Consider the following 26,996-nt stretch of genomic DNA (forward strand, 5'->3'; position numbering starts at 1 on the left):
GATGACCAGCCCCGTCGCCACCGCCTCGGACCGTTCCGCACCCACGTCGTCCGGTACCTCCGGCTCCGCCCCGCGGCTGCGCACGCCCCGGCGCCGGCACTCCGCCGACCGGCCCCGGCGCAGCGTGCTGCTGACCGTGCTCACCTCGCTCGTCCTGCTGTACAGCCTGGTTCCGCTGGTCTGGCTGGCCATCAGCGCCACCAAGACGCAGGAAGGGCTGTCCCGTTCCGCCGGTCTCTGGTTCGACGGCGACTTCGCCCTGTGGGACAACATCACCGAGACGTTCACCTACGACGACGGCGTCTTCACCCGCTGGCTGCTCAACACCCTGCTGTACGTGGGGCTGGGCGCGGGCGGCGCCACCTTCCTCGCCGTGCTCGGCGGCTACGCGCTCGCCAAGTTCGACTTCCCGGGCCGGCGGTCCGTCTTCGCCGTCGTCATCGGCGCGGTGGCCGTGCCGGGGACGGCACTGGCGGTGCCGACCTTCCTGATGTTCAGCAAGATGGGCCTCACCAACACCCCCTGGGCGGTGATCGTCCCGTCCCTGATCTCGCCGTTCGGCCTGTACCTGATGTGGGTGTTCGCGACCGAGGCCATCCCGACCGAGCTGATGGAGGCCGCCCGCATCGACGGGGCGGGCGAGCTGCGCACCTTCTTCCGGGTCGCGCTGCCGCTGCTGGCGCCCGGCGTCGTCACCGTCCTGCTGTTCACCATGGTCGCGACCTGGAACAACTACTTCCTGCCGCTGGTCATGCTCAAGGACCCCGACTGGTACCCGCTGACCCTGGGGCTCAACAGCTGGAACCAGCAGGCCGCGACCGCGGGCGGCGAGGCCGTCTTCAACCTCGTCGTCACCGGGTCGCTCATCACCATCCTGCCGCTCATCGCCGCGTTCCTGCTGCTCCAGAAGTACTGGCAGTCCGGTCTCGCCGCCGGAAGCGTCAAGGAGTAGCCCTCCCCCGTCCCGCCTTCCCCCACCCTCCCCCGACCAACAACCCCGCCAACCCTCAACGGTGCCGGTTCCGGCCACGAAGAAGTGGAAGCACGCCCATGCCCACACACCTGACCAAGCACTCGCGCCGCCTCCTGCGCGGCACGGTCCTCGTCTGCGCCCTCGCCCTGGGGGCGACCGCCTGCGGCGACTCCGACGACGGGGGGTCGAGCCAGAAGGCCGTCTCCGAGGCGGACATACAGGCGGCCCTCAAGGAGGGCGGCACCATCACGGTGTGGGCCTGGGAGCCCACGCTCAAGCAGGTGGCCACCGACTTCGAGAAGGAACACCCGGGCGTCAAGGTCGACCTGGTCAACGCGGGGACCAACAAGGACCAGTACACGGCGCTGCAGAACGCCATCTCGGCGAAGAAGGGCGTCCCGGACGTCGCGCAGATCGAGTACTACGCGATGGGTCAGTACGCCCTGACCAAGCAGCTCACCGACCTCAAGTCCTTCGGCGCGGACAAGCTCTCCGCCCAGTTCTCCCCCGGCCCGTGGAACGGGGTGAAGGCCGGTTCGGACGGCGTCTACGCGCTGCCGATGGACTCCGGTCCGATGGCGCTGTTCTACAACAAGAAGGTCTTCGACAAGTACGACATCAAGGTGCCCACCACCTGGGCCGAGTACCTGGACGCCGCCCGCGACCTGCACAAGGCCGACCCGAAGGCGTACATCACCGCCGACAACGGCGACGCCGGGTTCGCCACCAGCATGCTCTGGCAGGCCGGTTCGCGGCCGTACACGGTCGACGGCACCAAGGTGAAGATCGACTTCTCCGACCAGGGCGCCAAGACGTTCACCGGCACCTGGCAGCAGCTCATCGACGAGAAGCTGCTCGCCTCGGTCCCCGCCTGGACCGACGAGTGGTACAAGGGCCTCGGCGACGGCAGCATCGCGACGCTGGCGACCGGCGCCTGGATGCCCGCCAACCTGGAGTCCGGCGCGAAGTCCGCCTCCGGCGACTGGCGCGTAGCCCCGATGCCCCAGTGGAAGGCGGGCGACAAGGTCAGCGCCGAGAACGGCGGCAGCGCGCTCGCGCTCCCGGAACTGGGCAAGAACGAGGCACTGGCGTACGCCTTCGTCGAGTACGCGAACGCGGGTGACGGCGTGCAGACCCGGCTGAAGAACGGCGCCTTCCCGGCGACCACCGCCGACCTCCAGTCCACCAAGTTCCAGGACACCGCGTTCCCGTACTTCGGCGGCCAGAAGGCCAACAAGATCTTCGCCGAGTCGGCCGCGGACGTCCCCGACGACTGGTCGTACCTGCCCTACCAGGTCTACGCGAACTCCGTCTTCAACGACACCGTCGGCAAGGCCTACGTCTCCGGCACCACGCTGGCCGAGGGCCTCGAGTCCTGGCAGGAGGCCTCGGTCAAGTACGGCGAGGAGCAGGGCTTCACCGTCGAGAAGTAGCGCACGCCCCCACCGGAAGGACCGCCATGATCTCCACCCTCCACTCCCGCTCCCACCGCGGGGCGGACGGTGCGCCCGCCCCGCGTCTCGCCTACGGCGCCGACTACAACCCCGAGCAGTGGCCCCGGGAGGTGTGGGAGGAGGACGTACGGCTGATGCGGGAGGCCGGGGTCAACATCGTGTCGCTCGGCATCTTCTCCTGGGCCCGCATCCAGCCGGGGCCGGACACCTGGGACTTCGCCTGGCTCGACGAGGTGATGGACCTGCTGCACGAGCACGGGGTCGGCGTCGACCTGGCGACGGCCACCGCGTCCCCGCCGCCCTGGCTGACCACCGCGCACCCGGAGATCCTCCCGGTCACCGACCGGGGCGAGACGCTGTGGCCGGGAGCACGTCAGCACTGGCGCCCGACCTCGCCCGTCTTCCGGGAGCACGCCCTGCGGCTGGTGCGGAAGCTGGCCACCCGCTACGCCGAACACCCGGCCCTGGTCGCCTGGCACGTCAACAACGAGCTGGGCTGCCACAACGTCTACGACTACTCCGACGACGCCGCCCGCGCCTTCCGGGACTGGCTGCGCGCGCGGTACGGCACCACGGACGCCCTCAACCACGCCTGGGGCACGGCGTTCTGGTCGCAGCGCTACGGCGACTGGGCGGAGGTCCTGCCACCCCGGCTGGCGACCTCGCACCCGAACCCGACCCAGCAGCTGGACTTCAAGCGCTTCTCCTCGGACGCGCTCAAGGACCACCTGCGCGCGGAGCGGGACCTGCTGCGGGAACTGACCCCGGACGTCCCGGTCACCACCAACTTCATGGTGATGCCCGGCACCAAGGGCATGAACTACGCGGACTGGGCCGGCGAGGTGGACTTCGTCGCCAACGACCACTACGTCGTCCCGCACCCCCAGGCCCGCGACGAGCTGTCGTTCTCGGCGAACCTCACCAGCGGCATCGCGGGCGGCCGCCCGTGGTTCCTGATGGAGCACTCCACCAGCGCGGTGAACTGGCAGCCCGTCAACCTGGCCAAGCTGCCCGGCGACATGGCCCGGGACTCGCTGACGCACGTGGCGCACGGCGCCGACGCGGTGTGCTTCTTCCAGTGGCGCCAGTCGGCGGCCGGCGCCGAGAAGTACCACTCGGCGATGGTCCCGCACGCCGGTGCGGACAGCGACCTGTTCCGTACGGTCACCGCGCTCGGCGAGACCCTGAAGACGCTCGCGCCGGTCGCCGGGAGCGAGCGGGAGCCCGCCGAGGTCGGCATCCTCTTCGACTGGGAGTCCCGGTGGGCCAGCGAGCAGGACTCGCACCCCACCTCGCTGCTCGACTACCACCAGGAGGCGCTCGACTGGTACTCGGCGCTGCTCTCCCTGGGCGTCCGCGCCGACGTCGTCACCACCGGCGCGGACCTGAGCCGCCACCGGGTGCTGATCGCGCCGGTGCTGCACCTGGTACCGGCCGAGCTGGCCAAGGAGCTCACGCGCTACGCCGAGCAGGGCGGTCACCTGGTCACCACGTACTTCTCGGGCATCGTGGACGAGAACGACCACGTCTGGCTGGGCGGCTACCCGGGTGCGCTGCGGGACCTGCTCGGCATCCGCGTCGAGGAGTTCGGCCCGCTGCCCGCCGGGCAGAGCGTGGAGCTGGACGGCGCGGGCAGCGGGAGCCTGTGGACCGACCGGATCACCGCGACCGCGCCGGAGACCGAGGTCCTGGCGCACTACCGCACCGGCACCCACGCGGGCCGCCCCGCCGTCACCCGGCGCCCGGCGGGCGGCGGCTCGGCCGCCTACGTCTCCACCCGGCTCGGCGCCGACGGGCTCGCCGCGCTGCTGCCGAGGCTGCTGGAGCCGGCCGGGGTGACCAGCGAGCTGCCCGCCTCGGTGCGGGGACGGGTCGAGGCCACCGTGCGCCGAGGCGCCGGGGGTCGGTTCCTGTTCCTGGTCAACCGGACCGACGAGGCCGTGACCGTCCCCGGGCTCACCGGAGACGTCCTGGTGGGCGACACCGGCGACGAGGGCGCCGTCGTCCTGGCGGGCCGGGGGGTCGCCGTCCTGCGCACGCCCGCCTCCTAGGCACCCCGCACCATCCCATGCTCCCCGGAGCGGGCACGGCCCGCTCCGGGGCCGTCCCCCGCTGCCCCGAACCGGGCGGCCGGGGCCACCGCAGCGACCACACCTTTCCGTTGGGAGCACACGATGGCACGCCGTACCCGCAGCAGACGCCTCCTCGGCGCCGCGGTCCTGACCGCTCTGACCACCGGGGCCGCCCTGCTCGGCGTCCCCGCGCAGGCCGAACCGGCCGCCGCCTCCGTCACGGTGCGACCGGATCCCTCGTACCAGCAGGAGAAGTTCGAGGGCTGGGGCACCAGCCTGGTCTGGTTCGCCAACGCCACCGGCGACTACCCGCCCGAGATCCGCGAGAAGCTGGCCCGCCTGCTGTTCGGCGACGACGGCCTCGGTCTCAACATCGCCCGCTACAACATCGGCGGCGGCAACGCGCCGGACGTCGAGGACTACCTGCGGGCCGGCGGGGCGGTCGAGGGCTGGTGGCAGGCGCCCGCGGGCACCACGCGCGAGGACACCGACTGGTGGAGCGCCGACGACCCGGCCGACTGGAACGAGGACGCCGACGCCACCCAGCGCTGGTGGGTCGAGCGGATCAAGGACGACATCGACCACTGGGAGACGTTCAGCAACTCCCCGCCCTGGTTCATGACCGTCAGCGGTTACGTCTCCGGCGGCTTCGACTCCTCCGCCGACCAGCTGAAGCCCGAGTCGGTCGACGACTTCGCCGCCTACGTCGCGGGGGCGACCAGGCGGTTGGAGAAGGCCGAGGGCATCGAGGTCGACACCGTCGACCCGTTCAACGAGCCCAACACCCCGTACTGGGGTACCCAGCTCGGCGCGGACGGCGATCCCGTCGGCGGCCGGCAGGAGGGCGCCCACATGGGTCCCGAGCTGCAGCGCGAGGTGCTCCGGGCCCTCGCCCCCGCGCTGAGGAAGGCGAAGGTCGAGGCGGACATCTCGGCCATGGACGAGACCAACCCGGGGACCTTCGCCAAGAACTGGAGCGCCTACTCCGACGCCGACCGCGCCCTCGTCGGGCAGATGAACGTCCACACCTACGGCACCGGGCAGCGCACCACCGTGCGGGACCTCGCCAAGGCCGCGGACAAACCGCTGTGGATGAGCGAGGTGGGCGGCGACTGGGGCGACGGCCAGGACTTCGCGGACATGCGGCCCGGCCTCGGCCTCGCCCAGCAGATCGTCGACGACCTGCGGGAACTGGAGCCCCGCGCCTGGGTGTTCTGGCAGCCCGTCGAGGACTACGACAACATGAAGCCGGGCGGCGAGTCCGCGAAGGGCGGCAACTGGGGCAGCATCCAGCTCCCGTTCGACTGCACGGCCCAGGACACCCTGGAGACCTGCCCGATCCGGACCAACACCAAGTTCGACACCGCGCGCAACTTCACCCACTTCATCAAGCCCGGCGACCGGCTGATCCAGACGGACGACACCTCCAGCGCCGCCGCCGTCACCCGCGACGGCAAGGGCGCCTCGGTCGTCCACGTCAACCGCACCGCCGAGGCCCGCACGGTCACCCTCGACCTGTCCAAGTTCCGCGACGTGAGCCGCCGGGCCACCGTGACCCCGGTCGTGACCAGCGCCGACGGCAAGCTGGAGAAGCAGTCCCCGATCCGGGTGAGCGACCGCACGGCCACCTTCACCGTGCCCGCCCAGTCCGTCACCTCGTTCGCGGTCGAGGGCGTCTCGGGCGTCGCGAAGGACGCCGCCGGGCTGCGCAAGGGCCACACCTACACGCTGACCGGCGTGCAGAGCGGCAAGGCCGTCACCGTGGCCGCGGACGGCACGAACCTGGTCCTCGGCACCGGCGCCGACGCGAGCGCCGAGCAGTGGCGGCTGAGCGCGGTGCGCCGGGACGGCGGCGTCCGCGACCGCTACGTCTTCACCCGGCCCGAGGACGGCACGCGCCTCGCCGTGCGCGACGACGTCCCGGTGGCCGAGCCCGACAGGGGCAGGCGGGACCGGGCCGCCGAGTGGCTCGCGTCGAGCACCGGCGACGGCACCTGGACCCTGGTCAACGCGGGCACCGGCCGCCTGCTCGAAGTGGGCGGCCAGGCGACCCACGACGGTGCCGCCGTCACGACCTGGCCGCCCAACTCCGGTGCCAACCAGCGCTGGACGCTGACGGACGTGTCCGCCGGCTGAACCCTCCCCCGGTCGCCGGCACTCCCGTCCGCACGCCCGCCGGCGCTGCGGACGGGAGTGCCGGACCACCCCGTACGGACGCGAGGAGACCGCATGACCACCGACCCCCGTGAACGCGAGGTCCGCCGCAGGATGGCGGCCCGTGAGCTGTACTCGGACGGCGACCCGGGGCTGGCGGCCCTGGCGGAGGAGCGGCTGCGCGGCAAGGAGCTGGCCGACGCCTACAACCGGACCGGCGCACGGGACGAGGAGGGCCGCCGGGCACTGCTGAAGGAGATGCTCGCCTCACTCGGCACGGGGGTGTGGATCGAGCCGCCGCTGCACGTGGCCTACGGCAACCGGGTGCACCTGGGCGACGACGTGTACGCCAACTTCGGCCTCACCCTCGTCGACGACGTCGAGGTCTTCGTCGGCGACCGGGTGATGTTCGCCCCGCACGTGACGGTCAGCACCACCGGGCACCCCGTCCACCCGGACCTGCGCAGGGACGGCACCCAGTTCTCGGCGCCGGTGCGCATCGAGGACGACGTGTGGATCGGGGCCGGCGCGCTGATCATGCCGGGGGTGACCGTCGGCCGGGGGTCGGTGGTCGGCGCGGGCAGCGTGGTGACGGCACACGTGCCGCCGATGACGGTCGTGGCCGGGACCCCGGCGCGGGTGCTGCGCGCGATCACCGACGCCGACCGCGAGTGGAGCTACCGTCCGCCGCGCACCCTGGGCCCGAGTGGGGACGGGGGACCGGGGTGACGGGGTGACGGGGTGACCGGCAACTTCCGCCGCCCGTCCGGCACATGGCACGGCGCCGCCGCAGTACGATGATCCAGAACTGCGGCGGAGCGTCACCCTCCCGGAGCACGGAGCCTGCCATGACCACGGACCACACCCAGCCTCCCCACATCGACACCGGCCGGGCCCACCCCGCGCGGGTCTACGACTGGCTGCTGGGCGGCAAGGACAACTACCCGGTCGACGAGGCGGTGGGCGAGACCCTGCCGCCCGAGGCGCGGGACGCGGCGCGGCAGAACCGCGCGTTCATGAACCGCGCGGTGGCGCACCTCGCCGCGCGGGGCATCGACCAGTTCCTGGACATCGGCACGGGCATCCCGACCGAGCCGAACCTGCACCAGATCGTCCAGCGGACGGTGCCGACGGCCCGGGTCGTCTACGCCGACAACGACCCGATCGTGCTGCGGCACGCGGAGGCGCTGCTGGTCAGCACTCCCGAGGGGGCCACGGACTACATCCAGGCCGATGTCCGCGAGCCCGGGGAGATCGTGCGGCACGCCCGCGGGATCCTGGACTTCGACCGGCCGATCGCCCTGTCGCTGATCGCCCTGATGCACTTCGTCCCCGACGACCAGGACGCCCACGGAATCGTCCGGGGTCTGGTCGAGACCCTCCCCGCGGGCAGCCACCTGGTCCTCTCGCACGCCGCGCTCGACCTCTTCCCCGAACTGGCGGAGCAGGTGATCGCCCAGTACGCCAAGGGCGGCATCCGTCTCGGCTTCCGCACCCGGGCGGAGGTCGCCCGATTCTTCGACGGTCTGGAGCTGGTGCCGCCCGGCCTGGTCACGGCCACCGAGTGGTACGGCGAGGGCCTGGAGCCGCCCGCGCCCGAGGAGAGCGGCATCTACGCGGGCGTGGCGCGCATCCCCTGACGGGTGACGAGGGCGCGGGGGCTCAGCGGCGGCGCCCGCGCGGCGCCCAGCCGCTGCCGACACCGGCGACGTGCAGGGCCAGCAGGGCGAGGCCGATGAGCATGACGTTGGTGGCGGTGAAGACGTCGTTGGTCGAGACCTCCGCCGCGTTGATCAGCCAGGCGATGAGGAACAGAACCGCCGCGATGATGGCGAGCACGGTGTACATCCCTTCGGATCGGCGGCACCGGAGCGGCGCCGTGTCTCGCGTATGCCCCCGACGGGCCGCGTGACACGGCGGAGGGCACCGCGCGCTTCGTACAGTGGAGGACCGGACCGCGGCGAAACCGCCCGGCCCCTCCCGCACACCGCCCCGGAGCCGTCATGCACGACCCGTCCACCGCGCCGGACGACGGCTTCGGCACGCTGTTCGGCCTGGACGCCCTCACGCCCGGTCCGCCGCCCGCCCCCGGACCGCTCTTCCGGGACTCCGCGGCCGCCCGCCGGCTGCTGCCGGTGCGGGAGATCCACGCCGAGCCGGCGGCGGCCGCCTCCCCGCGCGGCCGGCAGGTCCTCGCCCGGTTCCCGGACGCCCGTGTGGTCGAGGTGGACTCCCACTGGGGCATCCCGGGGCTGCACGGCAACGAGGGCAACGTCGAGCGCTGGGTGCGCGTGAAGGGCGAGACGCTCGTCCTGGGCGAGCGGAAGACGACGGCCACCCGGCCCAACGGCCGCTCCGCGGACTGGATCGCGCCGGGTGCCTCCAACGGCTGCGCGATGGCCTGCGCCTACTGCTACGTGCCGCGCCGCAAGGGGTACGCCAACCCCGTCACCGTCTTCACCAACATCGACCGGATCGTCGCCCACCTCGGCCGGCACATCGCCCGGCAGGGACCCAAGCGCGAGCCGAACCAGTGCGACGCCGAGGCCTGGGTCTACGACATCGGCGAGAACGGCGACTGCTCGGTGGACGCTCTGATCTGCGACAACACCGCGGACCTGGTGCACGCCTTCCGGCAGTGGCCGACGGCCAAGGCCTCCTTCGCGACGAAGTTCGTCAACCCCGACCTGCTCGCCCTGGACCCGCGCGGCCGGACCCGGGTCCGCTTCTCCCTGATGCCGCCGGACGACTCCCGGCTGCTGGACGTGCGCACCTCGCCCGTCGCCGAGCGCATCGCCGCGGCCGGCGACTTCCTGGAGGCCGGTTACGAGGTGCACTTCAACCTCTCCCCCGTGGTGGTACGACCGGGCTGGGAGGAGGCCTGGGCCCAGTTGCTGCGGCAGCTCGACGACGTCCTGCCCGAGCGGGTCAAGCGGCAGGCCGCCGCCGAGGTGATCATGCTGACCCACAACCAGGGCCTGCACGAGGTCAACCTGGGCTGGCACCCCCGAGCCGAGGAGGTGCTGTGGCGGCCGGAGATCCAGCAGGCCAAGCGCTCGGAGAACGGTGCGCTCAACGTGCGCTACCGGGCGGACGTCAAGGCCGGGGCGGTGGCCCGGCTGCGTGCGCTCGTCGCCGCTCACGCGCCCTGGCTGCGGATCCGTTACGCCTTCTGAGCGCGGCGCCCGATAATGTTGCGTGTGCAACAACCGCCGGAGGCAACGCTTCCGGCGGTTCCGCGAGCGCACTTGGGAGCCGGCCTTGCCGCACACGATCGACACGACCGGAGACCGGCCGGACGCCGCCACCGCCACCGCCACCGCCACCGCCGCCGAAGAGGGCTGGGTCGAACTCGGCTCGCGCGCGCAACTGCGTGAACTGCTGGGCGAACCCTGGCCCATCGTCATCGACAAGGTGCACGACCGGCTCACGGCCGACGACCGGGACATCCTGGCCCGCTCCCCGTTCTGCCTCCTGGCCACCTCCGACGCGGGCGGCAACTGCGACGTGTCGCCGCGCGGCGACGTACCCGGCTTCACCCACGTCCTCGACTCCCGCACCCTCGCCCTGCCGGACCGGGCGGGCAACCGACGCGGGGACAGCTTCCACAACGTTCTCGCCAATCCGCACGCCGGCCTGCTCTACCTGATCCCCGGCGGCAAGGAGGTGCTCCGGGTCAACGGCCGGGCCCGCATCCTCACCGACGCGCCCTTCTTCGACGCGATGGCGCGCGACGGACGGCGTCCGGACCTCGCCCTGCTCCTGGAGATCGACGAGATCTACCTCCACTGCCCGATGTCCCTGAACCGGGCAGGGCTGTGGAAATCGGGTTCCGCGCAAGCGAGTTGAGCCCTTCGCTCCGCCGCCGCGACGGCGGACGGGGCAGCGTCCGCGCAGCCGTTGTGACCCCCGTCTCTACCAGCACTTTTTAGGTTAGGCTAACCTTCACTGCGTGAGATCAGGTGAAGACGCAGCCGGTACCCCGCGCCTGCGCGGACACGAGCTGTCGGCCACGGGCGTGACCGTCGCGTACGACGGAGTCGATGTCGTGCACGACGCGGAGGTCAGGCTCAGGCCCGGCGAAGTGACCGTCCTGGTGGGCCCGAACGGCAGTGGGAAGTCGACGCTGCTGCGGACCGTCGCCCGGCTGCAGCGGGCCCGCAGTGCCACGCTCAGCCTGGACGGCGCCACCGACGGGCTGGCGCTGACGTCCCGTGAGTTCTCGCGGTACGTCGCCCTGCTGACGCAGGGCCGTCCGACGCCCGGCGGGCTGACCGTGCGGGACGTCGTCGAGTTCGGCCGCTACCCGTACCGGGGCCGCTGGGGACGGCCCGATCCGGACGGCCCCGCCGCCGTCGAGCGGGCGCTCGCGCTCACCGGCGTCGACGGCCTCGCCGACCGCGGCGCGGACCACCTCTCCGGCGGGCAGTTGCAGCGGGTGTGGCTCGCGAGCTGTCTCGCCCAGGAGACCGGCGTACTGCTCCTGGACGAACCCACGACCTACCTGGACCTGCGCTACCAGGTCGAACTCCTCGACCTGGTCCGGGACCTGGCGGACGACCACGGCATCGCCGTCGGTGTCGTCCTGCACGACCTCGACCAGGCGGCGGCCGTCGCCGACCGGATCACGCTGCTCGAAGCGGGCCGCATCGTCGCCGACGGCACACCCGAGGACGTGCTGACGCCGGAGCGGCTCACCGCCGTCTACGGCATCCGGATCGACGTCGACACCGACCCCCTGACCGGCCGGCTGCGCACCCGCCCGATCGGCCGCCACCACATACGCACCCCCCGCACACGAACCCCCGAAAGGCTCGGCACCACCTCATGAGACGCCTCCTGCTCACCGCGGCCGCCACCACCGCCGCGGCGCTCACCCTGGCCGCCTGCGGCACCACCGAACCCGCCGCCGACAAGACGGAGAAGAAGGCCTCCGAGGCGATCACGCTCAAGGACGGCAAGGGCACCGAGGTGAAGCTCGACGGGCCGGCCACCAAGGTCGTCGCCACCGAGTGGAACGTCGTCGAGAGCCTCGTCTCGCTGGGAGTCGACCCGGTCGGCGTCGCGGACGTCAAGGGCTACAAGACCTGGGACAGCGCCGTTCCGCTCAAGAACGAGCCCAAGGACATCGGCACCCGCGGCGAGCCGAGCATGGACACCGTCGCCTCCCTCGCCCCGGACCTCATCGTCGCCACCACGGACCTCACCCCCGCGGCGGTGAAGCAGTTGCGCGAGGTCGCGCCGGTGATCGAGGTGCAGTCCGCCGACGGCGCCGGCCAGATCGACCGGATGCTGGCGAACGTCGACCTCATCGCCAAGGCCACCGGCACCACGGACAAGGCGAAGTCGCTGCGGGACGGCTTCGAGGCCAAGGTCGCCGAGGGCAAGAAGGCCCTGGCCGACGCCGGGATGGCCGGCAAGGGCATCGCCTTCGCGGACGGCTACGTCGCCTCCAACCAGGTCTCGATCCGCCCCTACACCGCGACCTCGCTCATCGGTGAGGTCAACGAGGCCGTCGGTCTGAAGAACGCCTGGACGGTGAAGGGCGACGAGGCCTACGGTCTCGGCGCCACCGACGTCGAGGGCCTGACCAAGCTCCCCGGGGACACCCAGTTCGCCTACATCGGCAACGACGACGACCCGAGCGCCACCCCCTTCACCGGCGAGCTGGCCAAGAACCCGGTGTGGAAGTCCCTGCCGTTCGTGAAGGCCGGTGACGTGCACCGCCTCGACGACGGCATCTGGATGTTCGGCGGTCCCGGGTCGATGGAGGCGTACATCGACGCCGTCGTCGGCGCGCTGACGAAGTAGCGGGGCCATGGCCGTCACCACGACCGAACCCGCCACCGAGCCCACCGCGGCCCGTCCGTCGACGGTCCCGTCGTCCCGGTCGGGCGCGGCCGCGGTGACGGCCGGAATCGTCCTGCTGGTCGCCGTCCTCGCCGTCGTCGACATCACCCAGGGCACCGCCGCCGTCGGGCCCTCCGAGGTCCTCGAGGCCCTGACCGGCCGGGCGGACCCCGACGACGCGTCCGTCGTCGTCGCCTCCCGGCTGCCCCGGATGACCGCGGGGCTCCTGGTCGGTGCCGTGCTCGGCATGGCCGGCGCGGTGCTCCAGGCGGTCAGCCGCAACGTGCTGGCCTCGCCCGACACCCTCGCGGTGAACGCGGGTTCCTATCTGGCGCTCGGGCTGGCCGGCGCCACCGGCGTCTCGCTGCCGATGCTCGCCTCGTCCGGCATCGCCTTCGTGGGCGGTCTGGCGGCGGCGGCCGTCGTGCTCGGACTGTCCGGCCTCGGCACCGGCACCGTCCGGCTCGTGCTGGCCGGCACCGCGCTGATGCTGGGTCTGCACTCCATGACGCAGGCGCTCCTGCTGCTCTTCCCGGAGCAGACGAAGGGCCTGTACGAGTGGAACCAGGGCAGCATCGCCCAGAACGGCTTCGACGGCGTCCTGCAGATGCTGCCGATCGCCCTGGTCGGCCTGATCGGCCTGCTGCTGACGGCCCGCCGGGTGGACGCGCTGGCCCTCGGCGACGACGCGGCGCGCGGTCTCGGCGTCCCGGTGCGGGCGACCCGTCTCACCGTCGTCGTGCTCGCGGCGCTGCTCTCCGCCGCCGCGGTCACACTCGCCGGACCGATCGGCTTCGTCGGCCTGTGCGCACCCGCCCTGGTGCGCCCGCTCGCCCGCCGCTTCCGCGGCTTCAGCCGCTCCCGCACGGCCATGCCCGCGGCGGCGCTCACCGGCGCGGCCCTGGTGCTCGGTTCGGACGTGCTGCTGCGGGCGTTGATCGCGGACGACCGCTCGGTGGCCGTGCCCACGGGCGTCGTCACGAGCCTGGTCGGCGCCGTGTTCCTGGTGGCCATGGCGCTGCGGGTGCGGGACACCGCCGGGGCCGGGGCGCCGGACCGGCTGCGGATCCCGAGCCGGGCGGTGTTCCTGGCCACGGTCGCCGTGCTGGTCGTGGTGCTGGTGGGGCTCGTGATCGCCGCCGTGCTGGTGGGCGACAGCAAGCTGCTGCTCGGCGACGTCGTCAACTGGGCCCAGGGGCGGGCCGGCCGGACCGTCTCCTTCGTGCTGGACACGCGGGTGCCGCGGGTGCTCGCCGCGCTGGGCGCGGGCGCGGCGCTCGCGCTGGCCGGCACGCTCGTGCAGGCCGTCACCCGCAACCCGCTCGCCGAACCGAACGTCCTCGGGGTGACCGGCGGCGGCGCCCTGGGTGCGGTGATCCTGGTGACCACCGTGCCGGCCGCCGGGACGTGGGGCGTGGCGGGAGCGGCGTTCGCGGGGTCCGCGGTCACCGCCGTCCTCGTCTTCGGGCTCGCCGCGCGGGGCGGTTTCCGGCAGAACCGGCTGGTCCTCGTCGGCATCGGCGTGGCCTCCGGGACGGCGGCGCTGATCAGCCTGCTGATCGTGCTCACCGACCCGTTCAACGCCAACAAGGCGCTGACCTGGCTGTCGGGTTCGACCTACGGGCGGACCATGCCGGACGTCGTGCCGGTCGCGCTGGCGCTGCTGGTCGGCATCGGTGTCGCGGTCGCCCGGCGCACCGAACTGGACCTGATCTCGCTGGACGAGGACACGCCGCGGCTGCTCGGCCTGCGGCTGGCACCCGGGCGCCTCGGCTTCCTGGTGCTGAGCGTCGTCCTCAGCGCTACCGCGGTGGCCTGCGCGGGCACCATCGGCTTCGTCGGGCTGGTGGCGCCGCACGCGGCCCGCGCCCTGGTGGGCCGTCGGCACGCACGGGTCGTACCGGTCGCGGTCCTCCTCGGCGCCACGCTCGTCTGCGCCGCCGACCTCCTCGGCCGCACGGTCATCGCCCCGGCCCAGCTCGGCGCCGGGCTCATGACAGCGGTGATCGGAACGCCGTACTTCCTGTACCTGCTGGTACGAAGCCGTCGCTAGGCACGGCGGGGGAAGTGCCGGGCCGAGACCGGCCCGTCGGGCACCCCGGCCCGGCTCTTGTTAGACGCGACGTCAAGTTACTGAACCGTAATGAGTCAGGTGCTACCCCTGGTAACCCCTGTCCGGTTACGGTCCCGTGACCCCACAGGAGCAGCGCGACCACGGCCCCGGCCCCACGGGACCGCGGGCGACCGGATCCGGCCCTTCCCCAGGAGGTTCGCCATGCCCCCACGTCCCCGCATGCTCGCCGCGGCGATCACCGCCGCGCTCGCCCTCGGCGCCCAGGCAGTCCCGGCCGCGGCGGCCGACGGCCCGGCCGGCGACTCGACGACCACGACGTCCCGCGGCGTCGAGATCCCCGCCTTCTACACCCCGCCGTCCGAACTCCCCGGCGCCGACGGCACCCTGATCCGCCATGAACCGCTCCCCCTGGCACTGAGCCTGCCGGGCATCGACGGCCCCCTCCCCGGCCGGGCCACCCGGCTGATGTACAAGTCCACCGACGCGAACGGCGAAGCCGTCGCCGTGACCGGCGCCTACATCGAACCGGCCGCGAAGTGGCGCGGCGACGGACCCCGCCCCCTGGTCGCCGTCGCGCCCGGCACCATGGGACAGGGCGACCAGTGCGCCGCCTCGATGGCCCTGGAGCACCCGTTGCAGCTCAACGGCCAGACGGTCTCGGTCGGTTACGAGGACCTGTCGGTCTACCGGCTGCTGCTGCGCGGCGTCGCCGTCGTCGTCACCGACTACGTCGGCCTCGGCACCACCGACCGGCTGCACACCTACGTCAACCGCGTCGACGGGGCCCACGCCGTGCTGGACGCCGTACGCGCCGCACGCGCCCTCGACTCGGCGTCGGTCACCTCGGGCTCCCGGGTGGGTCTGTTCGGGTACAGCCAGGGCGGCGGCGCCACGGCGGCAGCGGCCGAGCTGCAGCCCTCCTACGCCCCGGACGTCCAGCTGGCGGGCACCTACGCCGGGGCGCCGCCCGCCGACCTCACCGAGGTGACGAAGGCGATAGACGGCAGCGACCTGGCGGGCGCCCTGGGCTGGTCGCTCAACGGCTTCCTGCAGACCGAGCCGGCCCTGCGGCCCATCGCCGACCGGTACATCAACGAGGCGGGCCAGGAGGCGCTGAAGGACCTGTCGACGATGTGCGTGGGCGACGCGCTCTTCGGGTACGGCGGCGACAGCAGCACGGACTGGACGAAGACCGGCCAGTCCATCAGCGACGTCATCCGCGCCGAACCCGCGCTGCAGAGCTTCCTCGCCGAGCAGCGCATCGGCTCGTCCGAGCCCGGCAGTCCGGTGCGGGTGGCCACCGGCGTCAGCGACGACCTGGTCCCCCACGGCCAGGCCCGCCGACTGGCCGTCGACTGGTGCGGCAAGGGCGCGAAGGTGACCTACGTGCCCGTACTGCTCCCGGGCGTGGGCAGCGGCCTGCTCAACCACTTCGCCCCGTTGCTCGCCGACCAGGGCAACGCCATCGCCTGGCTCACCGACCGGCTCTCCGGCGAGCCCGCCGGCTCCAACTGCTGGAGCATGCCCGTACAGCCCTGAGCCCTGTCCCCGGCATGCGCCGACCCCGGGTTCCTGCACAGAATTCGCTCAGGCGAATCGTGGCGGAGCGACGGAGAGGCGACGGCGTGGTGGAGGCGAAGCCCGACGGCGGGTCCGGCCCCCCGGACAGGGCGAAGATGCCGAGCACGATCGCGCACCTGCCGCGGCAGGTGCGCGAGGAGCTGACCCGCCGGCTCCGCCGCACCAGGCGGGCCTTCCGCGAGGACGACGTCCAGGTCGTCGAGGCACCGCTGCTCAAGCGCGCGGTCGGGGCCTCGGCGCTCGGCAACTGCATGGAGTGGTTCGACTTCGGCGTCTACAGCTATCTGGCCGCCACCATCGGGAAGGTGTTCTTCCCCGGCGCCTCCCCGGCCGCCCAGGTCATCTCCTCCTTCGCCACCTTCGCCGCGGCCTTCGTCGTACGCCCGCTCGGCGGCCTGGTCTTCGGGCCGCTCGGGGACCGCGTCGGGCGGCAGAAGGTGCTCGCCACCACCATGATCATGATGGCTCTCGGCACCTTCTCCATCGGCCTCATCCCCAGCTACGCCACCATCGGCATCGCCGCCCCGATCCTGCTGCTGCTCGCCCGAATGGTCCAGGGCTTCTCCACGGGCGGCGAGTACGGCGGCGCCACCACCTTCGTCGCCGAGTACTCACCCGACCGGCGGCGCGGCTTCCTCTCCAGCTGGCTCGACTTCGGCACCTTCGTCGGCTACGCCCTCGGTTCGGCGCTGGTCACCGTCCTGAACCTGGCGCTGACCGACGCCCAGATGCTGCACTGGGGCTGGCGGCTGCCGTTCCTGATCGCCGGGCCGCTCGGCGTCATCGGCCTGTACATGCGGCTCAAGCTGGAGGAGTCCCCCGCCTTCCAGCAGCAGCTCGACGAGCACGAGAAGGGCCTCGCACAGGAGTCGGCGGGCAGCGAGTTCAAGACCATCGTGCGCGAGCACTGGCGCCCGCTGCTGGTGTGCATGGGCCTGGTACTGCTCTACAACGTCACCAACTACATGGTGACCGGCTATCTGCCGACGTACCAGACGGAGACCCTGGACCGCTCCAGCGGCTTCGCGGACGTGCTGGTGCTGATCGGCATGGTGTGGATCGTGCTGCTGATCACCTTCCTGGGCCGGCTCAGCGACCACGTCGGCCGCCGCCCGCTCTACGCCACCGGCGCGGCGGCGATGATCGTGCTCGCCGTCCCGGCGTTCCTGCTGCTGAGGGCGGACGGCGTCTGGGCGCCGGTCCTGGGGGTGCTGCTGCTGTCCACCCTGCTGGCCTGCTTCGCCGCGCCGAGCGCCGCCACCCTGCCGGCGCTGTTCCCGACCGCCGTGCGCTACGCCGCCATGGCCATCGGCTTCAACTTCGCCGTCGCGGCCTTCGGCGGCACCACACCGCTGGTCGCCGAGGCACTGGTCAGCATCACCGGTGACGAACTGATGCCCGCCTACTACCTGATGGTCGCGGGCGCCGTCGGCCTGGTGACCGTGAAGTTCCTGCCCGAGAGCGCCCAGGTGCCGCTGCACGGTTCCCAGCCCATGGTCGGCTCCCGGCAGGAACAGCGCGAACTCATCACGACCTCGAAGGACCTCTACAGCTTCTCCAAGGACCGCTCGGGCGCAGTCTGACGCTGCGCCGCGGGCCGTCGTGCGCGCGCGAACGGGAGTACGGCGCCCGACCCCACGGCCACGCCGGCGAAGACCAGGGCGCTGCCCACCGCCTGGGCGGCGCCGTAGGAGCCGGTACCGACGAGCGGTGCCGTGCACGCGGCGGCGACCGGGATCAGCCCGGAGAACAGGGTGGCGCGCTCGGCGCCGATCCGCTGCATGCCCATGTACCAGCACACGAACCCGACGACGGTGACCACCACCGCCTGCCACAGCAGCGCGCCCGCCTCCACCGCGTCGGGCCGGCGCAGCCACCCGGACCCGTCGGCCAGGACACCGGCCAGCGCCGACTCGGCCGCCGCGACGCCACACACCACGGTGGACAGCAGCCGCGGGCCCAGCGGCCGCAGTACGGGCACGGCCAGCACCGCGAAGCCGACCTCGCCGACCAGGGCGCACACGGAGAAGGCGATGCCCGCGCCGTCGGTGCGCCCCCAGCCCTGGACCGTGAAGGCGCCCACGGCCACGAACAACGCCCCGTACAGGACGATCCGTTGCGGACGGCGCCCCTCCAGGAGGGGGACCAGGACGGCGACGACCACGGGCGCGCAGCCCACGAAGACGCCGGGTACCGCGGGCTCCGCCGTGCGCTCCGCGGCGAGTACGGCCAGGTTGAAGCCGACCATGCCCACGGCCGCCAGCAGCGCCAGGCGCAGCCACCGGGCGGCGCCGAGGGCGCGCAGCCGGGTCGCCGCGCCGGGCCCGGCCAACGGGACGAGCAGCAGGAAGGCCAGGCCGTAGCGCAGGAACTGGCCGCCCGCGTACGGGTAGTCGCCGAGCAGGCTGTTGGCGGTGAAGGACCCTCCGACGAGGACACATGCGAGCGCGGCGAGCAGGGACCCGCGCGTGGTGGTGGCGTTCATGGCCACGACGCTAGAGAGCGCGGCGGCCCGTCACGGGGTCCACTTCGCGTGCGCTGTCGGGGACCAATCCGCACCGCGGGCCGCTCACACGCCCGTCACGGATTCTCCTTCACGTGCATGTCCCGTCGATCGCGGGTAGTCGAAGGGTCCCGATGCCAACACATCGGGACAGCAAGGGATTTGACGGTAATGGACTGACATGGGGAGGACCTTCCAGTGCGAACCGGCAAAGTGGCAACCGCTGTGGCGACCGCGAGCGTGTCCGTCGCCCTACTGGCCGGCTGCGGCGGCGATTCGGGTGACGAGGGCAAGCCGTTCGAGGGGCAGAGCGCCGACGACATCGCCGCGAAGGCCGTCGAGGCCACCCGGCAGGCGACGTCCATGCATGTGAAGGGCGACACCCGGTTGGAGGACGGCAGCACCGTCACCATCGACGTCTCGGTCGACCGGGAGAAGAACTGCCAGGGCACCATCGGCGCCGGCGAGACCAGGGCTGACGTGCGGCACACCGACGCGACCCTCTACCTGCGCGGCGACGAGCAGTACTGGCGGACCGCCCTCGAGCAGCAGCCCGACGCGGCGCAGAAGATGGCGCCGAAGCTCCAGGACAAGTGGGTCAGGATGCCGGCGAACGATGCCACGACCGCCGGAGTCTGCGACAAGCAGGGCTTCATCGCCGCCATGGACGAGGACGAGTCCGAGCGCCGGGGCATGAAGCGGGGCTCCACGACGGAGGTGAACGGGGAGGAGGCCCTGGCACTGACCAAGGACGCCTCCGGCGGCGAGAAGCTCACCCTCTACGTCGCCACCGAGGGCGAGCCGTACATCCTGAAGACCACCACCGAGGGCGGCAAGAGCCCCGGCGGCGTCACGTTCAGCGAGTACGGCGAGGCGGTGAACCCGCAGCAGCCGCCGGCCGACGAAACGGTCGACATGAAGGAACTCGCCGGCGAACAGCGGACCTGACCGGTCTAGGATCTGCCGCCGCCTGCCTCCCCACGCTCCCGGTCCGAACTCGGCCACACATAGGGCAGGTCGTCCGGAACCCCTGGGAACAGCTCGGCGTACACCTCGGGCTCCTTGCGCACCAGGGCCGAGCGGTGACTGCGGTGGAAGGCCTCGTCGCCGAGCCAGGGCGGCAGTTCCCCGGCGGCCGACAGCTCCTCCTGGTCGCGCACCGGTTCGCCCGGACGGACCTCGGCGAGTCCGGCGACCAGCGAGGCCGCGCAGCTGTCCTGGTGACCGTGCTCGCGCCAGACCCGGCAGACGTCGAGGCCGTAGCGGACCAGGGCCTCCTCGTAGCCCGCCCACATCCGCACCGCCGGGTGGCGGCGCCAGCCGTAGCCGGGGACGGTGAGTCCGCGCAGCACCTGGAGCGCCTCCACGCGCTGTTTGCCGAGGCGGCGGCGGTCCAGGGCCAGGGCCGAGTCCCGGAAACCGGGGTGCGGCAGGAAGGTCTGCATGCGGGTGCCGCTCCGTTCAGCCGGGGAAGAGGCCGCGGGCGCGCAGGTGTCCGCGGCGTTCGGCGTAGGCGAGGTCGTCGCGCCACAGCCGGCCCGCGGCGGCGCGCATCAGCGGGCGCAGGGCCGGCGCGAGGCGGCGGGCCAGGGGGAAGCCGGGCCGGTCCGAGGTGGCCAGCACGGCCTCGGTCACGGCGGTGCGCGGCCGCCCGTTTTCGTCCGGTCCGAGCGGCGTGGCGTGGCTCTCCACGACCGACCCCGCGCCCTCGCCGTCGGTGATGCGCATGACGACGGTGCGGGGTCCGGGCGCGGTGAACTCGGCCCGTACGGGGACGACCAGGCGCCCGGTCAGCCGGAAGGAGACGTCCACGACGAAGCGGTCACCGCTCCCGTCGTCGTCCGGGGCCTCGCCGGGTGTCCCGGCGACGGTGAGGTCCACGAAGGAGTACGGGTGGAACCAGGCTCCGTGCCACGGGTCGAGCCGGTTGGCGACCACGTCCTCGGGCTCGCAGGTCCCCACCCCGCGCCACACGGACGTCAGCGCCGTCTCGCGGGGCGGCCGTTCGGGCACGAGGGGCGCCGGGGTCGGTGACTCCTCCCCCACGGTGTCCAGCCGCACCCACACCAGTACGCCGTCGTCGTGGACCGGCAGCGGCTCCCAGCCCGCGAACGGGGCGCCGTCCAGGGCGAGTCCGTGCCAGTGGCACACCAGCGTGCCGCACCGCACCGGGCTGTCGGCCAGCGGGGCGCCGAGGTGCGGGCAGGCGCCGGGGCCGCCCACCAGACGCCCCCGCGCGTCGCGCCAGACGACGACCTCGACGCCCTCGACGGTGCCGGACAGCGGTCGCGTGGGACGTACGTCGGTGCTCCCGCCGAGGACGTACCAGTTGCCCGAGGGACGGGCCTCGGCGCGCTTGAGGGCTGCGGCGACGAGGGCGGGGCGTGCCTCGCGCCACGTCGGCCGTTGCCGCTCCCAGGGGACCGCGCGGCGCCGCAGCCGCAGCGGGAGGCGTCCTCGGCGGGGGCGGGGGTCCGGGCTCATCGGGGCTCCTTCACGTCGCGGGCGTCACCGCCGCACGGCACGGGCGTCGGCGGCATGCGTCGTGCGCCGAGCCGGGCGGCGAGCACACGGACGAGCCCGTCGGCCGCGACGGCCGCACGGCGCCGCCGGGACACCACCGCACGGCGGTGCAGGACCGCGTACCCTCCCTCCGCGACGGTGTCGAGGATGTGCCGGTAGAGCAGGTACGCGGTGCGGATGCAGGGCCGCGCGACGGGGTCGAGCATGGCCAGTCCGGGTTCGGCCTCGCGGTAGACGGCCCGGGTGAGGTCCTCGGCGGCCCGCAGCGCGGCCGTGATGCGCGGGTCGTGGCGGCCGGTGGACCTGCTCCAGAGCAGCAGGTCCCGGTCGACGCCGTGCGCGGCCAGCAGGTCGGCGGGGAGGTAGATCCGGCCGCGGTCCAGGTCCTCGCCGACGTCCCGCAGGAAGTTGGTCAGCTGGAAGGCGACGCCCAGTGCGGCGGCGTGCGGGGCGGCCAGGGCGCGGGCGGTCACGGTGCCGAGCACGGGCAGCATCTGGAGGCCGATGACGGCGGCCGAACCGTGCATGTAGGCGCGCAGGTCGGCGTAGGTGGCGTAGTCGGTGACCGTGAGGTCGGCGCGCATCGAGGCCATGAAGTCGGTGAAGTGCGCCGGATCGATGGCGTACCGGTCGGCGGTGTCGGCCAGGGCGAGCACCACGGGTTCGGCGGCCGGGCGGCGGCCGGTGAACGCCCGTCGCAGCAGCGTGTCGAGGCGGGCTAGGGCGGCGGCGCGCTCGGCGGGCGTGGCACCGGCCCCGGTGTCGTCGACGATGTCGTCCGCCCACCGCGCGAACCCGTACAGGGCGTGCACGGCCGGTCTGCGGTCGGCGGGCAGGAGTCGGGTGGCCAGGAAGTAGGTGCGTCCGTGGCGGGCGTTGAGGTGCCGGCAGCGGATGTAGGCGGCGCGCAGCCGCGGGTCGGTGATGCCGGCGGCGTCGAGTTCGCGCCGCGTCATCGGCGACCGCCCCGTGCCGCGGCGGGGCGGGCCCGCCCTCCGGTGATGCGGGCGGCGGCCAGTTTCCCGGAGAGAAGTACCGTCGGCACCCCGACGCCCGGAGTGGTCCCGCAGCCCGCGAGGACCGCGTTGTCGGTGCCGCCCACCAGGTTGCGGGGCCGGAAGGGCCCGGTCTGGGCGAGGGTGTGGGCCACCGAGAACGGGGTGCCGGCGGCATGGCCCTGCGCGGTCCAGTCGGCGGGTGTCACCAGGCACTCCTGCTCGACCGCGGCGGCGATGCCGGTCAGTCCCCGGCGTTCCAGGGTGGCGAGCAGGCGGTCGCGGTAGCGGGGGGCGAGGTCGTTCCAGGCGCGGGCGCCGGGGCCGATGTCGGTGTTGGGGCAGGGCGCGAGGACGTAGTGGAGGTGGCGGCCCTCGGGGGCGAGGGTGGGGTCGTGGGCGGTGGGTCTGGTGATCAGCAGGGAAGGGTCGGTCATGAGGGTCCCGGTCCTGGTGAGTTCGTCGAAGGTCCGTCGCCACGCGGCGCCGAAGGAGAGCGTGTGGTGGGCGAGGTGCGGCCAGGTGCGGGTGGTACCGGCGTGCAGGACGACGGCGGAGGGCGCGTGCCGCAGGGCTAGGGGGCGGCGCGGCCGGCGGCCCAGCAGCCGGTGGACGACGGGCAGGTCGGGGGTGAGTACGACGGCGTCGCACGGGATGCGCTCGTGTTCGGTGACGACCGCGGTGACGCGGGTGCCGGACCGCTCCAGGCGGGTGACGTCGCGTCCCAGGCGCAGGTCGGCCCCGGCGTCCACGGCGGCACCGGCCATGGCCCGGGGCAGGGCGTGCATGCCGCCGCGCGGGAAGTACACGCCGGCCACGGTGTCCATGTACGCGATGACGGCGTAGGCGGCCAGCGCGCGGGCCGGTGCGACGCCGGCGTACAGGGCCTGGAAGGAGAAGACCCGCTTGAGCCGTTCGTCCGTCAGGAAGCGTCCGACGCGGGCGTCCAGACGGCCGAAGCCGCCGAGGGCGGCGAGCCGGGCCAGGTCGGGGGTGAGCAGGCCGAGCGGCGAGTCGAAGTTGGCGTCGATGAACCGGCGCAACTGCACGGCGTACAGCCGCCCCAGCCAGTCGCGCAGCCGCCGGTACCCGGCCGCCTCCCGGGCCCCGGCGAACCGTTCGACCTCCGCCTCCATGGCGTCGGCGTCCGTGTGGACGTCCAGTGCGCTGCCGTTGGCGAAGCAGGCGCGGTAGGCGGGGTGCAGGGGCAGCAGTTCGACGCGGTCGCGCAGCCGCTCGCCGACGGCCGCGAAGGCCTCGTCGGCCAGGTCCGGCATGGTCAGCACGGTCGGGCCGGTGTCGAGGTGGTAGCCGCCGAGCTCACGCCGTCCGGCCCGGCCGCCGGGCAGCGCTTCGCGTTCCACGACGGTCACCCGCCGTCCCGCGCCCAGCAGGTGCAGGGCGGCGGACAGCCCGGCGAGCCCGGCCCCGACGACCACGACGTGGTCCGTGCGTCCGGGTACCGTCCGCGTCATCGCACACCCCGGACCGCGCGCGGCCGGCCGGTCCGGTGGGTGCCGTCGTCGTCGACCGTGCCGGGGCGCATCGCGGGGTCCTCTCGTGGGGTTCGGTCATGCCTTCCCCCTTCGCTTCCGGTACGACGCCGCAGGGGCCGGTTCCCGTCCGGCAGTCACCCGTCCGGCAGTCACCTGCCCGGCAGCCGCCCGTCCGGCAGCCACTCGTCCGGCAGCCGCCCGTCCGGCAGTCGCCCGTCCGGCGGTGCCGCGGCCCCGGGCGGGCGCCCTTGTCGCGCCGTTCAGCGCGCCGTACGGCCGCGGGCGGCGGCGGGCGGAATACTCCGCCGCACCGGATCGGACCGGCGTGCGGACCCACGGGAAGGAGGCGGGCGTGCTCGACGCGGACATCGTGGTCGTCGGGGCGGGGGCGGCCGGGCTCTCCCTGGCGCACCGGCTCCCGGCGCGGGCGTCACCCCGTGCGGTGTCCTCCGTCGTCCTGGTCGATCCGCCGCCGGGGCCGCTGCGGCCGCCGCGTCGCACCTGGTGCTTCTGGGAGGCCGGGCCCGGCCGCTTCGACCCGGCGGCGACCGCGTCGTGGGAGTGGCTGCGGGTGCACGGCCGGGACGGGCGGGCCGTCCGGCGGCACATCGCGCCCACCCGCTACAAGATGATCCGCTCGGACGACTTCGAGGCGCTGGTGGAGCGCGATCTGAAGGACCGTCCGGGGCTGCGGCGCGTCGAGGCCGTCGTCGGCGCCGTGACCGGTCTGCCCGACGCCACCGTGCGGGTGGCGGCCACGGACGCGGCGGGCGCGCCGGTCGACCTGCGCGCCCGCTGGGTCTTCGACTCCCGTCCGCCGGACCGGCTGCCGGCCGCCCGCACCCGTCTGCTCCAGCACTTCCGCGGCTGGTTCGTCCGTACCGAGCGGCCGGTCTTCGAGCCGGACACGGTCGACCTGATGGACTTCCGCACCGCGCAGCCGGCCCGGGGTCTGTCGTTCGGCTACGTGCTGCCGACCGGACGGCACACCGCGCTGGTCGAGTACACCGAGTTCGGCCCGGAACCCCTGACGACCGAGGCGTACGACCACGCGCTGGAGGACTACGCGGGGCGGGTCCTGCGCACCGGCGCGACGGAGGTGCTCTCGGCCGAGCAGGGGGTCATCCCGATGACCGACGCGGTCTTCGACCGTCGGGCCGGGAGTTGCGACCGGGTCTTCCGGATCGGGGTCGCGGGCGGCGCGACCCGGGCGTCCACCGGCTACACCTTCGCCGCCGTGCAGCGGCAGTCCGAGGCCGTCGCGCGTGCGGTGCGCGCGGGCCGCCCTCCGGTGCCTCCCGCCCCGCACCCGGCACGGGCCCGGCTGATGGACGCGGTGCTGCTGCGCGCCCTGGACACCGGCCGGGTCGACGGACCCGACCTCTTCTTCCGGCTGTTCGACCGGGTACCCGCCGACCGGCTGCTGCGCTTCCTCGACGGCCGGTCGCGGCTGTACGAGGACCTCGCAGTCGGGCTGCGCGTGCCCGTCCGGCCGATGCTGCGCACGGCGGCCGAACTGCCGTGGGTGCGCCGCCGCCACCTGCCCGTCCACTGAGCGCCGACCGACCCGGGAGCCCTCGATGCCCTCGCCGCCCGACACCGTGCGGGTCACCGCGCCCGACCGCGCGGCAGGCCGCCACGGTCGGCCGCCCGCCACCCGACCGCGCCGCCACGCCCACGCCCACGCCCCGCGCTCCGGCGTGACACGGAGTGGCCCCGCCCGCGGCGGCGGTGCGCGGTGATCCGGCGTGGTGGGACGGGGCAGCGGGGCGAGGGAGGGCTTCCCGGGAGGGACCGGCGGGCGCGGGTGCTGCGCCCGGGGCCGGGGCGGGAGCGGGTGGCCGGTGATCCGCCGTCGGTGGCGGTGGTCGGCGGCGGCATCGCGGGCCTCGCGGCGGCGACCGCCCTGGCGGAACGCGGGGTGCGCGTGGTGCTGCACGAGCGCGAGCCCGTGCTCGGCGGCCGGGTCGGGGGCTGGACGATCGCCCTGCCGGACGGCACTCCGGCCACGATGAGCCGGGGCTTCCACGCCTTCTTCCGTCAGTACTACAACCTGCGGAGTCTGTTGCGCCGTTGCGATCCGGGCCTCGGCATGCTGACCGGCCTGCCGGACTACCCGCTGCGGCACAGCGGCGGGCTGTGCGACAGCTTCCGCAGGATTCCGCGCACTCCCCCGTTCAGCGCCCTCGCCTTCGTCGCCCTGAGCCCCAGCTTCGGCCCGCGCGACCTGGCGGCCCTGCGGCCCTCCGCCGCGCTGCCGCTCCTCGACGTCCGTACCGGCCGCGTCCACGAGCGCCTGGACGACGTCAGCGCCCACGAGTTCCTCGACTCCCTGCGCTTTCCGGCCGCCGCGCGCCATCTCGCCTTCGAGGTGTTCTCCCGCAGCTTCTTCGCGGACCCGCGCGAGCTGTCGGCCGCGGAGATGGCGCTGATGTTCCACATCTACTTCCTCGGTTCCAGCGAGGGGCTGCTGTTCGACGTACCGCGCGAGCCGTTCCCGCAGGCGCTGTGGGACCCGCTCGCGGGACACCTGGCACGGCACGGGGCCGAGGTGCGGACGAGCACGTCCGTCGAGGCCGTCCGGCCCGGTCCGTCCGGCGGGCAGCTCGTGGTCGACGCCGCCGGAGCCCGGCCGTACGACGCCGTGGTGCTCGCGATGGACGCCGGCGGGCTGCGGGGCGTGGTCGCCCGCTCACCGCACCTGGGCGACTCCGCCTGGCGGGCACGGGTGGCACGGCTGCGCGACGCTCCGCCGTTCCTGGTCTCCCGGTTGTGGCTGGACCGCCCGGTGGCCTCCGGCCGGCCCGGTTTCCTCGGCACGAGCGGTTACGGCCCGCTGGACAACGTCAGCGTGCTGTCCCACTGGGAGGGCGAGGCGGCCCGCTGGGCGGCGCGCACCGGCGGCTGTGTCGTCGAACTCCACGCCTACGCCGTGCCGCCGACGGCGGTCCGGGAGGTCGAGGAGAAGCGGCTCGTCGACGCGTTGCACCAGGTGTATCCGGAGACCCGTCGGGCCCGGGTGGTCGCCGCACGGCACGAGTGGCGGGCGGACTGCCCGCTGTTCACCGTCGGTGGCTACCGCGACCGTCCCACGGTCCGCACCCCCGACCCGGCCCTCGTCGTCGCCGGGGACCTGGTCCGCACGGATCTGCCGGTGGCGCTGATGGAGCGCGCGGCGACGTCCGGGTTCCTCGCCGCCAACGCCCTGCTGGAGCGGTGGAGCGTGCGGGGCGAGACGCTGTGGACGGTACCCGACCGGGGCCGCTCCGCGCCGCTGCGTGCCCTGGCGCGACGGTTCGGGACGCGCTGAACCGGGCATCG

At 73.5% G+C, this 26,996-nt stretch carries 22 protein-coding genes; 16 read left to right on the forward strand and 6 right to left on the reverse strand.

The genetic code is table 11. The features are described from left to right. Position 1 precedes the first annotated feature (1 nt). The 6 genes from Sru02f_RS22755 (at position 2) to Sru02f_RS22780 (ending at position 8,293) form a co-directional block, all read left to right on the forward strand. Positions 2 to 952 (forward strand): carbohydrate ABC transporter permease, encoded by a 951-nt coding sequence (locus tag Sru02f_RS22755; protein WP_109032179.1) that lies wholly within the window; start codon positions 2 to 4, stop codon positions 950 to 952. Between the two features lie 98 nt (positions 953 to 1,050). Beyond that, positions 1,051 to 2,406, forward strand: a complete 1,356-nt coding sequence (locus Sru02f_RS22760) for an ABC transporter substrate-binding protein (protein WP_109032178.1) — start codon at positions 1,051 to 1,053, stop codon at positions 2,404 to 2,406. 26 nt (positions 2,407 to 2,432) lie between these two features. Continuing rightward, entirely contained in the window at positions 2,433 to 4,478 is a 2,046-nt protein-coding gene (locus Sru02f_RS22765) for a beta-galactosidase (protein ID WP_109032177.1), read from the forward strand. Between the two features lie 123 nt (positions 4,479 to 4,601). Beyond that, positions 4,602 to 6,635, forward strand: coding sequence for an RICIN domain-containing protein (locus tag Sru02f_RS22770; RefSeq protein ID WP_109032176.1), 2,034 nt, complete (start codon positions 4,602 to 4,604; stop codon positions 6,633 to 6,635). A 93-nt stretch (positions 6,636 to 6,728) separates the two neighbouring features. Continuing rightward, entirely contained in the window at positions 6,729 to 7,382 is a 654-nt protein-coding gene (locus Sru02f_RS22775) for a sugar O-acetyltransferase (protein WP_109032175.1), read from the forward strand. Positions 7,383 to 7,501: 119 nt separating this feature from the next. Beyond that, positions 7,502 to 8,293, forward strand: coding sequence for an SAM-dependent methyltransferase (locus Sru02f_RS22780; RefSeq protein WP_109032174.1), 792 nt, complete (start codon positions 7,502 to 7,504; stop codon positions 8,291 to 8,293). Between the two features lie 22 nt (positions 8,294 to 8,315). On the opposite strand, the gene Sru02f_RS22785 is transcribed toward Sru02f_RS22780, so the two are convergent. Further along, the gene (locus Sru02f_RS22785; protein ID WP_003971740.1) at positions 8,316 to 8,501 is read right to left on the reverse strand and encodes a hypothetical protein; all 186 of its coding nucleotides are present in this window, start codon (positions 8,499 to 8,501) and stop codon (positions 8,316 to 8,318) included. Between the two features lie 155 nt (positions 8,502 to 8,656). Between Sru02f_RS22785 and Sru02f_RS22790 the strand changes: the two genes are divergently transcribed. From Sru02f_RS22790 to proP, 7 genes are all read left to right on the forward strand, one after another. After that, positions 8,657 to 9,829: a spore photoproduct lyase family protein gene (locus tag Sru02f_RS22790; RefSeq protein WP_109032173.1), complete on the forward strand. Its 1,173-nt coding sequence runs from the start codon at positions 8,657 to 8,659 to the stop codon at positions 9,827 to 9,829. Positions 9,830 to 9,914: 85 nt separating this feature from the next. Further along, entirely contained in the window at positions 9,915 to 10,502 is a 588-nt protein-coding gene (locus tag Sru02f_RS22795; protein ID WP_109032172.1) for an MSMEG_1061 family FMN-dependent PPOX-type flavoprotein, read from the forward strand. A 103-nt stretch (positions 10,503 to 10,605) separates the two neighbouring features. Next, complete coding sequence (gene cdtA, locus Sru02f_RS22800) at positions 10,606 to 11,484, forward strand: siderophore ABC transporter ATP-binding protein CdtA (protein WP_109032171.1); 879 nt, start codon at positions 10,606 to 10,608, stop codon at positions 11,482 to 11,484. Then, positions 11,481 to 12,464: a siderophore ABC transporter substrate-binding protein CdtB gene (gene cdtB / locus Sru02f_RS22805; RefSeq protein ID WP_109032170.1), complete on the forward strand. Its 984-nt coding sequence runs from the start codon at positions 11,481 to 11,483 to the stop codon at positions 12,462 to 12,464. The genes cdtA and cdtB overlap by 4 nt, the downstream gene beginning before the upstream one ends. A 7-nt stretch (positions 12,465 to 12,471) precedes the next feature. Then, a complete protein-coding gene (gene cdtC, locus Sru02f_RS22810) occupies positions 12,472 to 14,556 on the forward strand; it encodes a siderophore ABC transporter permease CdtC (protein ID WP_109032169.1) in 2,085 nt (694 codons plus the stop codon). A 222-nt stretch (positions 14,557 to 14,778) separates the two neighbouring features. Next, positions 14,779 to 16,116, forward strand: coding sequence for a lipase family protein (locus tag Sru02f_RS22815; protein WP_109032168.1), 1,338 nt, complete (start codon positions 14,779 to 14,781; stop codon positions 16,114 to 16,116). A gap of 137 nt (positions 16,117 to 16,253) precedes the next feature. After that, positions 16,254 to 17,741: a glycine betaine/L-proline transporter ProP gene (gene proP / locus Sru02f_RS22820; protein WP_109032555.1), complete on the forward strand. Its 1,488-nt coding sequence runs from the start codon at positions 16,254 to 16,256 to the stop codon at positions 17,739 to 17,741. Here the strand turns inward: proP and Sru02f_RS22825 are convergent. Continuing rightward, a complete protein-coding gene (locus Sru02f_RS22825) occupies positions 17,705 to 18,643 on the reverse strand; it encodes a DMT family transporter (protein ID WP_109032556.1) in 939 nt (312 codons plus the stop codon). The two genes, proP and Sru02f_RS22825, sit on opposite strands and share 37 nt — an antisense overlap. 243 nt (positions 18,644 to 18,886) lie before the next feature. Here Sru02f_RS22825 and Sru02f_RS22830 point away from each other — a divergent pair, with 243 nt between their 5' ends. Then, on the forward strand, positions 18,887 to 19,609 hold the full coding sequence (locus Sru02f_RS22830; RefSeq protein ID WP_244941848.1) for a hypothetical protein: 723 nt from the start codon (positions 18,887 to 18,889) through the stop codon (positions 19,607 to 19,609). 5 nt (positions 19,610 to 19,614) lie between these two features. Here Sru02f_RS22830 and Sru02f_RS22835 read toward each other — a convergent pair whose 3' ends face one another. Genes Sru02f_RS22835 through crtI form a run of 4 tightly spaced genes read right to left on the reverse strand, consistent with a single transcriptional unit; the run spans position 19,615 to position 23,654 of the window. Then, complete coding sequence (locus Sru02f_RS22835) at positions 19,615 to 20,106, reverse strand: MSMEG_6728 family protein (RefSeq protein WP_109032166.1); 492 nt, start codon at positions 20,104 to 20,106, stop codon at positions 19,615 to 19,617. Positions 20,107 to 20,122: 16 nt separating this feature from the next. Beyond that, a complete protein-coding gene (locus Sru02f_RS22840) occupies positions 20,123 to 21,145 on the reverse strand; it encodes a DUF5914 domain-containing protein (RefSeq protein ID WP_109032165.1) in 1,023 nt (340 codons plus the stop codon). Continuing rightward, positions 21,142 to 22,140: a phytoene/squalene synthase family protein gene (locus Sru02f_RS22845; protein ID WP_109032164.1), complete on the reverse strand. Its 999-nt coding sequence runs from the start codon at positions 22,138 to 22,140 to the stop codon at positions 21,142 to 21,144. The genes Sru02f_RS22840 and Sru02f_RS22845 overlap by 4 nt, the downstream gene beginning before the upstream one ends. Further along, positions 22,137 to 23,654: a phytoene desaturase family protein gene (gene crtI, locus Sru02f_RS22850; RefSeq protein WP_109032163.1), complete on the reverse strand. Its 1,518-nt coding sequence runs from the start codon at positions 23,652 to 23,654 to the stop codon at positions 22,137 to 22,139. The genes Sru02f_RS22845 and crtI overlap by 4 nt, the downstream gene beginning before the upstream one ends. 373 nt (positions 23,655 to 24,027) lie before the next feature. On the opposite strand from crtI, the gene Sru02f_RS22855 reads away from it, so the two are divergent. Together Sru02f_RS22855 and Sru02f_RS22860 are read left to right on the forward strand one after the other, a co-directional pair. Further along, complete coding sequence (locus Sru02f_RS22855) at positions 24,028 to 25,230, forward strand: lycopene cyclase family protein (protein ID WP_109032162.1); 1,203 nt, start codon at positions 24,028 to 24,030, stop codon at positions 25,228 to 25,230. A gap of 252 nt (positions 25,231 to 25,482) precedes the next feature. Then, a complete protein-coding gene (locus tag Sru02f_RS22860; protein WP_244941847.1) occupies positions 25,483 to 26,985 on the forward strand; it encodes an FAD-dependent oxidoreductase in 1,503 nt (500 codons plus the stop codon). The last annotated feature ends 11 nt before the right edge of the window (positions 26,986 to 26,996 follow it).

The sequence above is a fragment of the Streptomyces rubrogriseus genome (assembly GCF_027947575.1).
Classification (GTDB): domain Bacteria; phylum Actinomycetota; class Actinomycetes; order Streptomycetales; family Streptomycetaceae; genus Streptomyces; species Streptomyces rubrogriseus.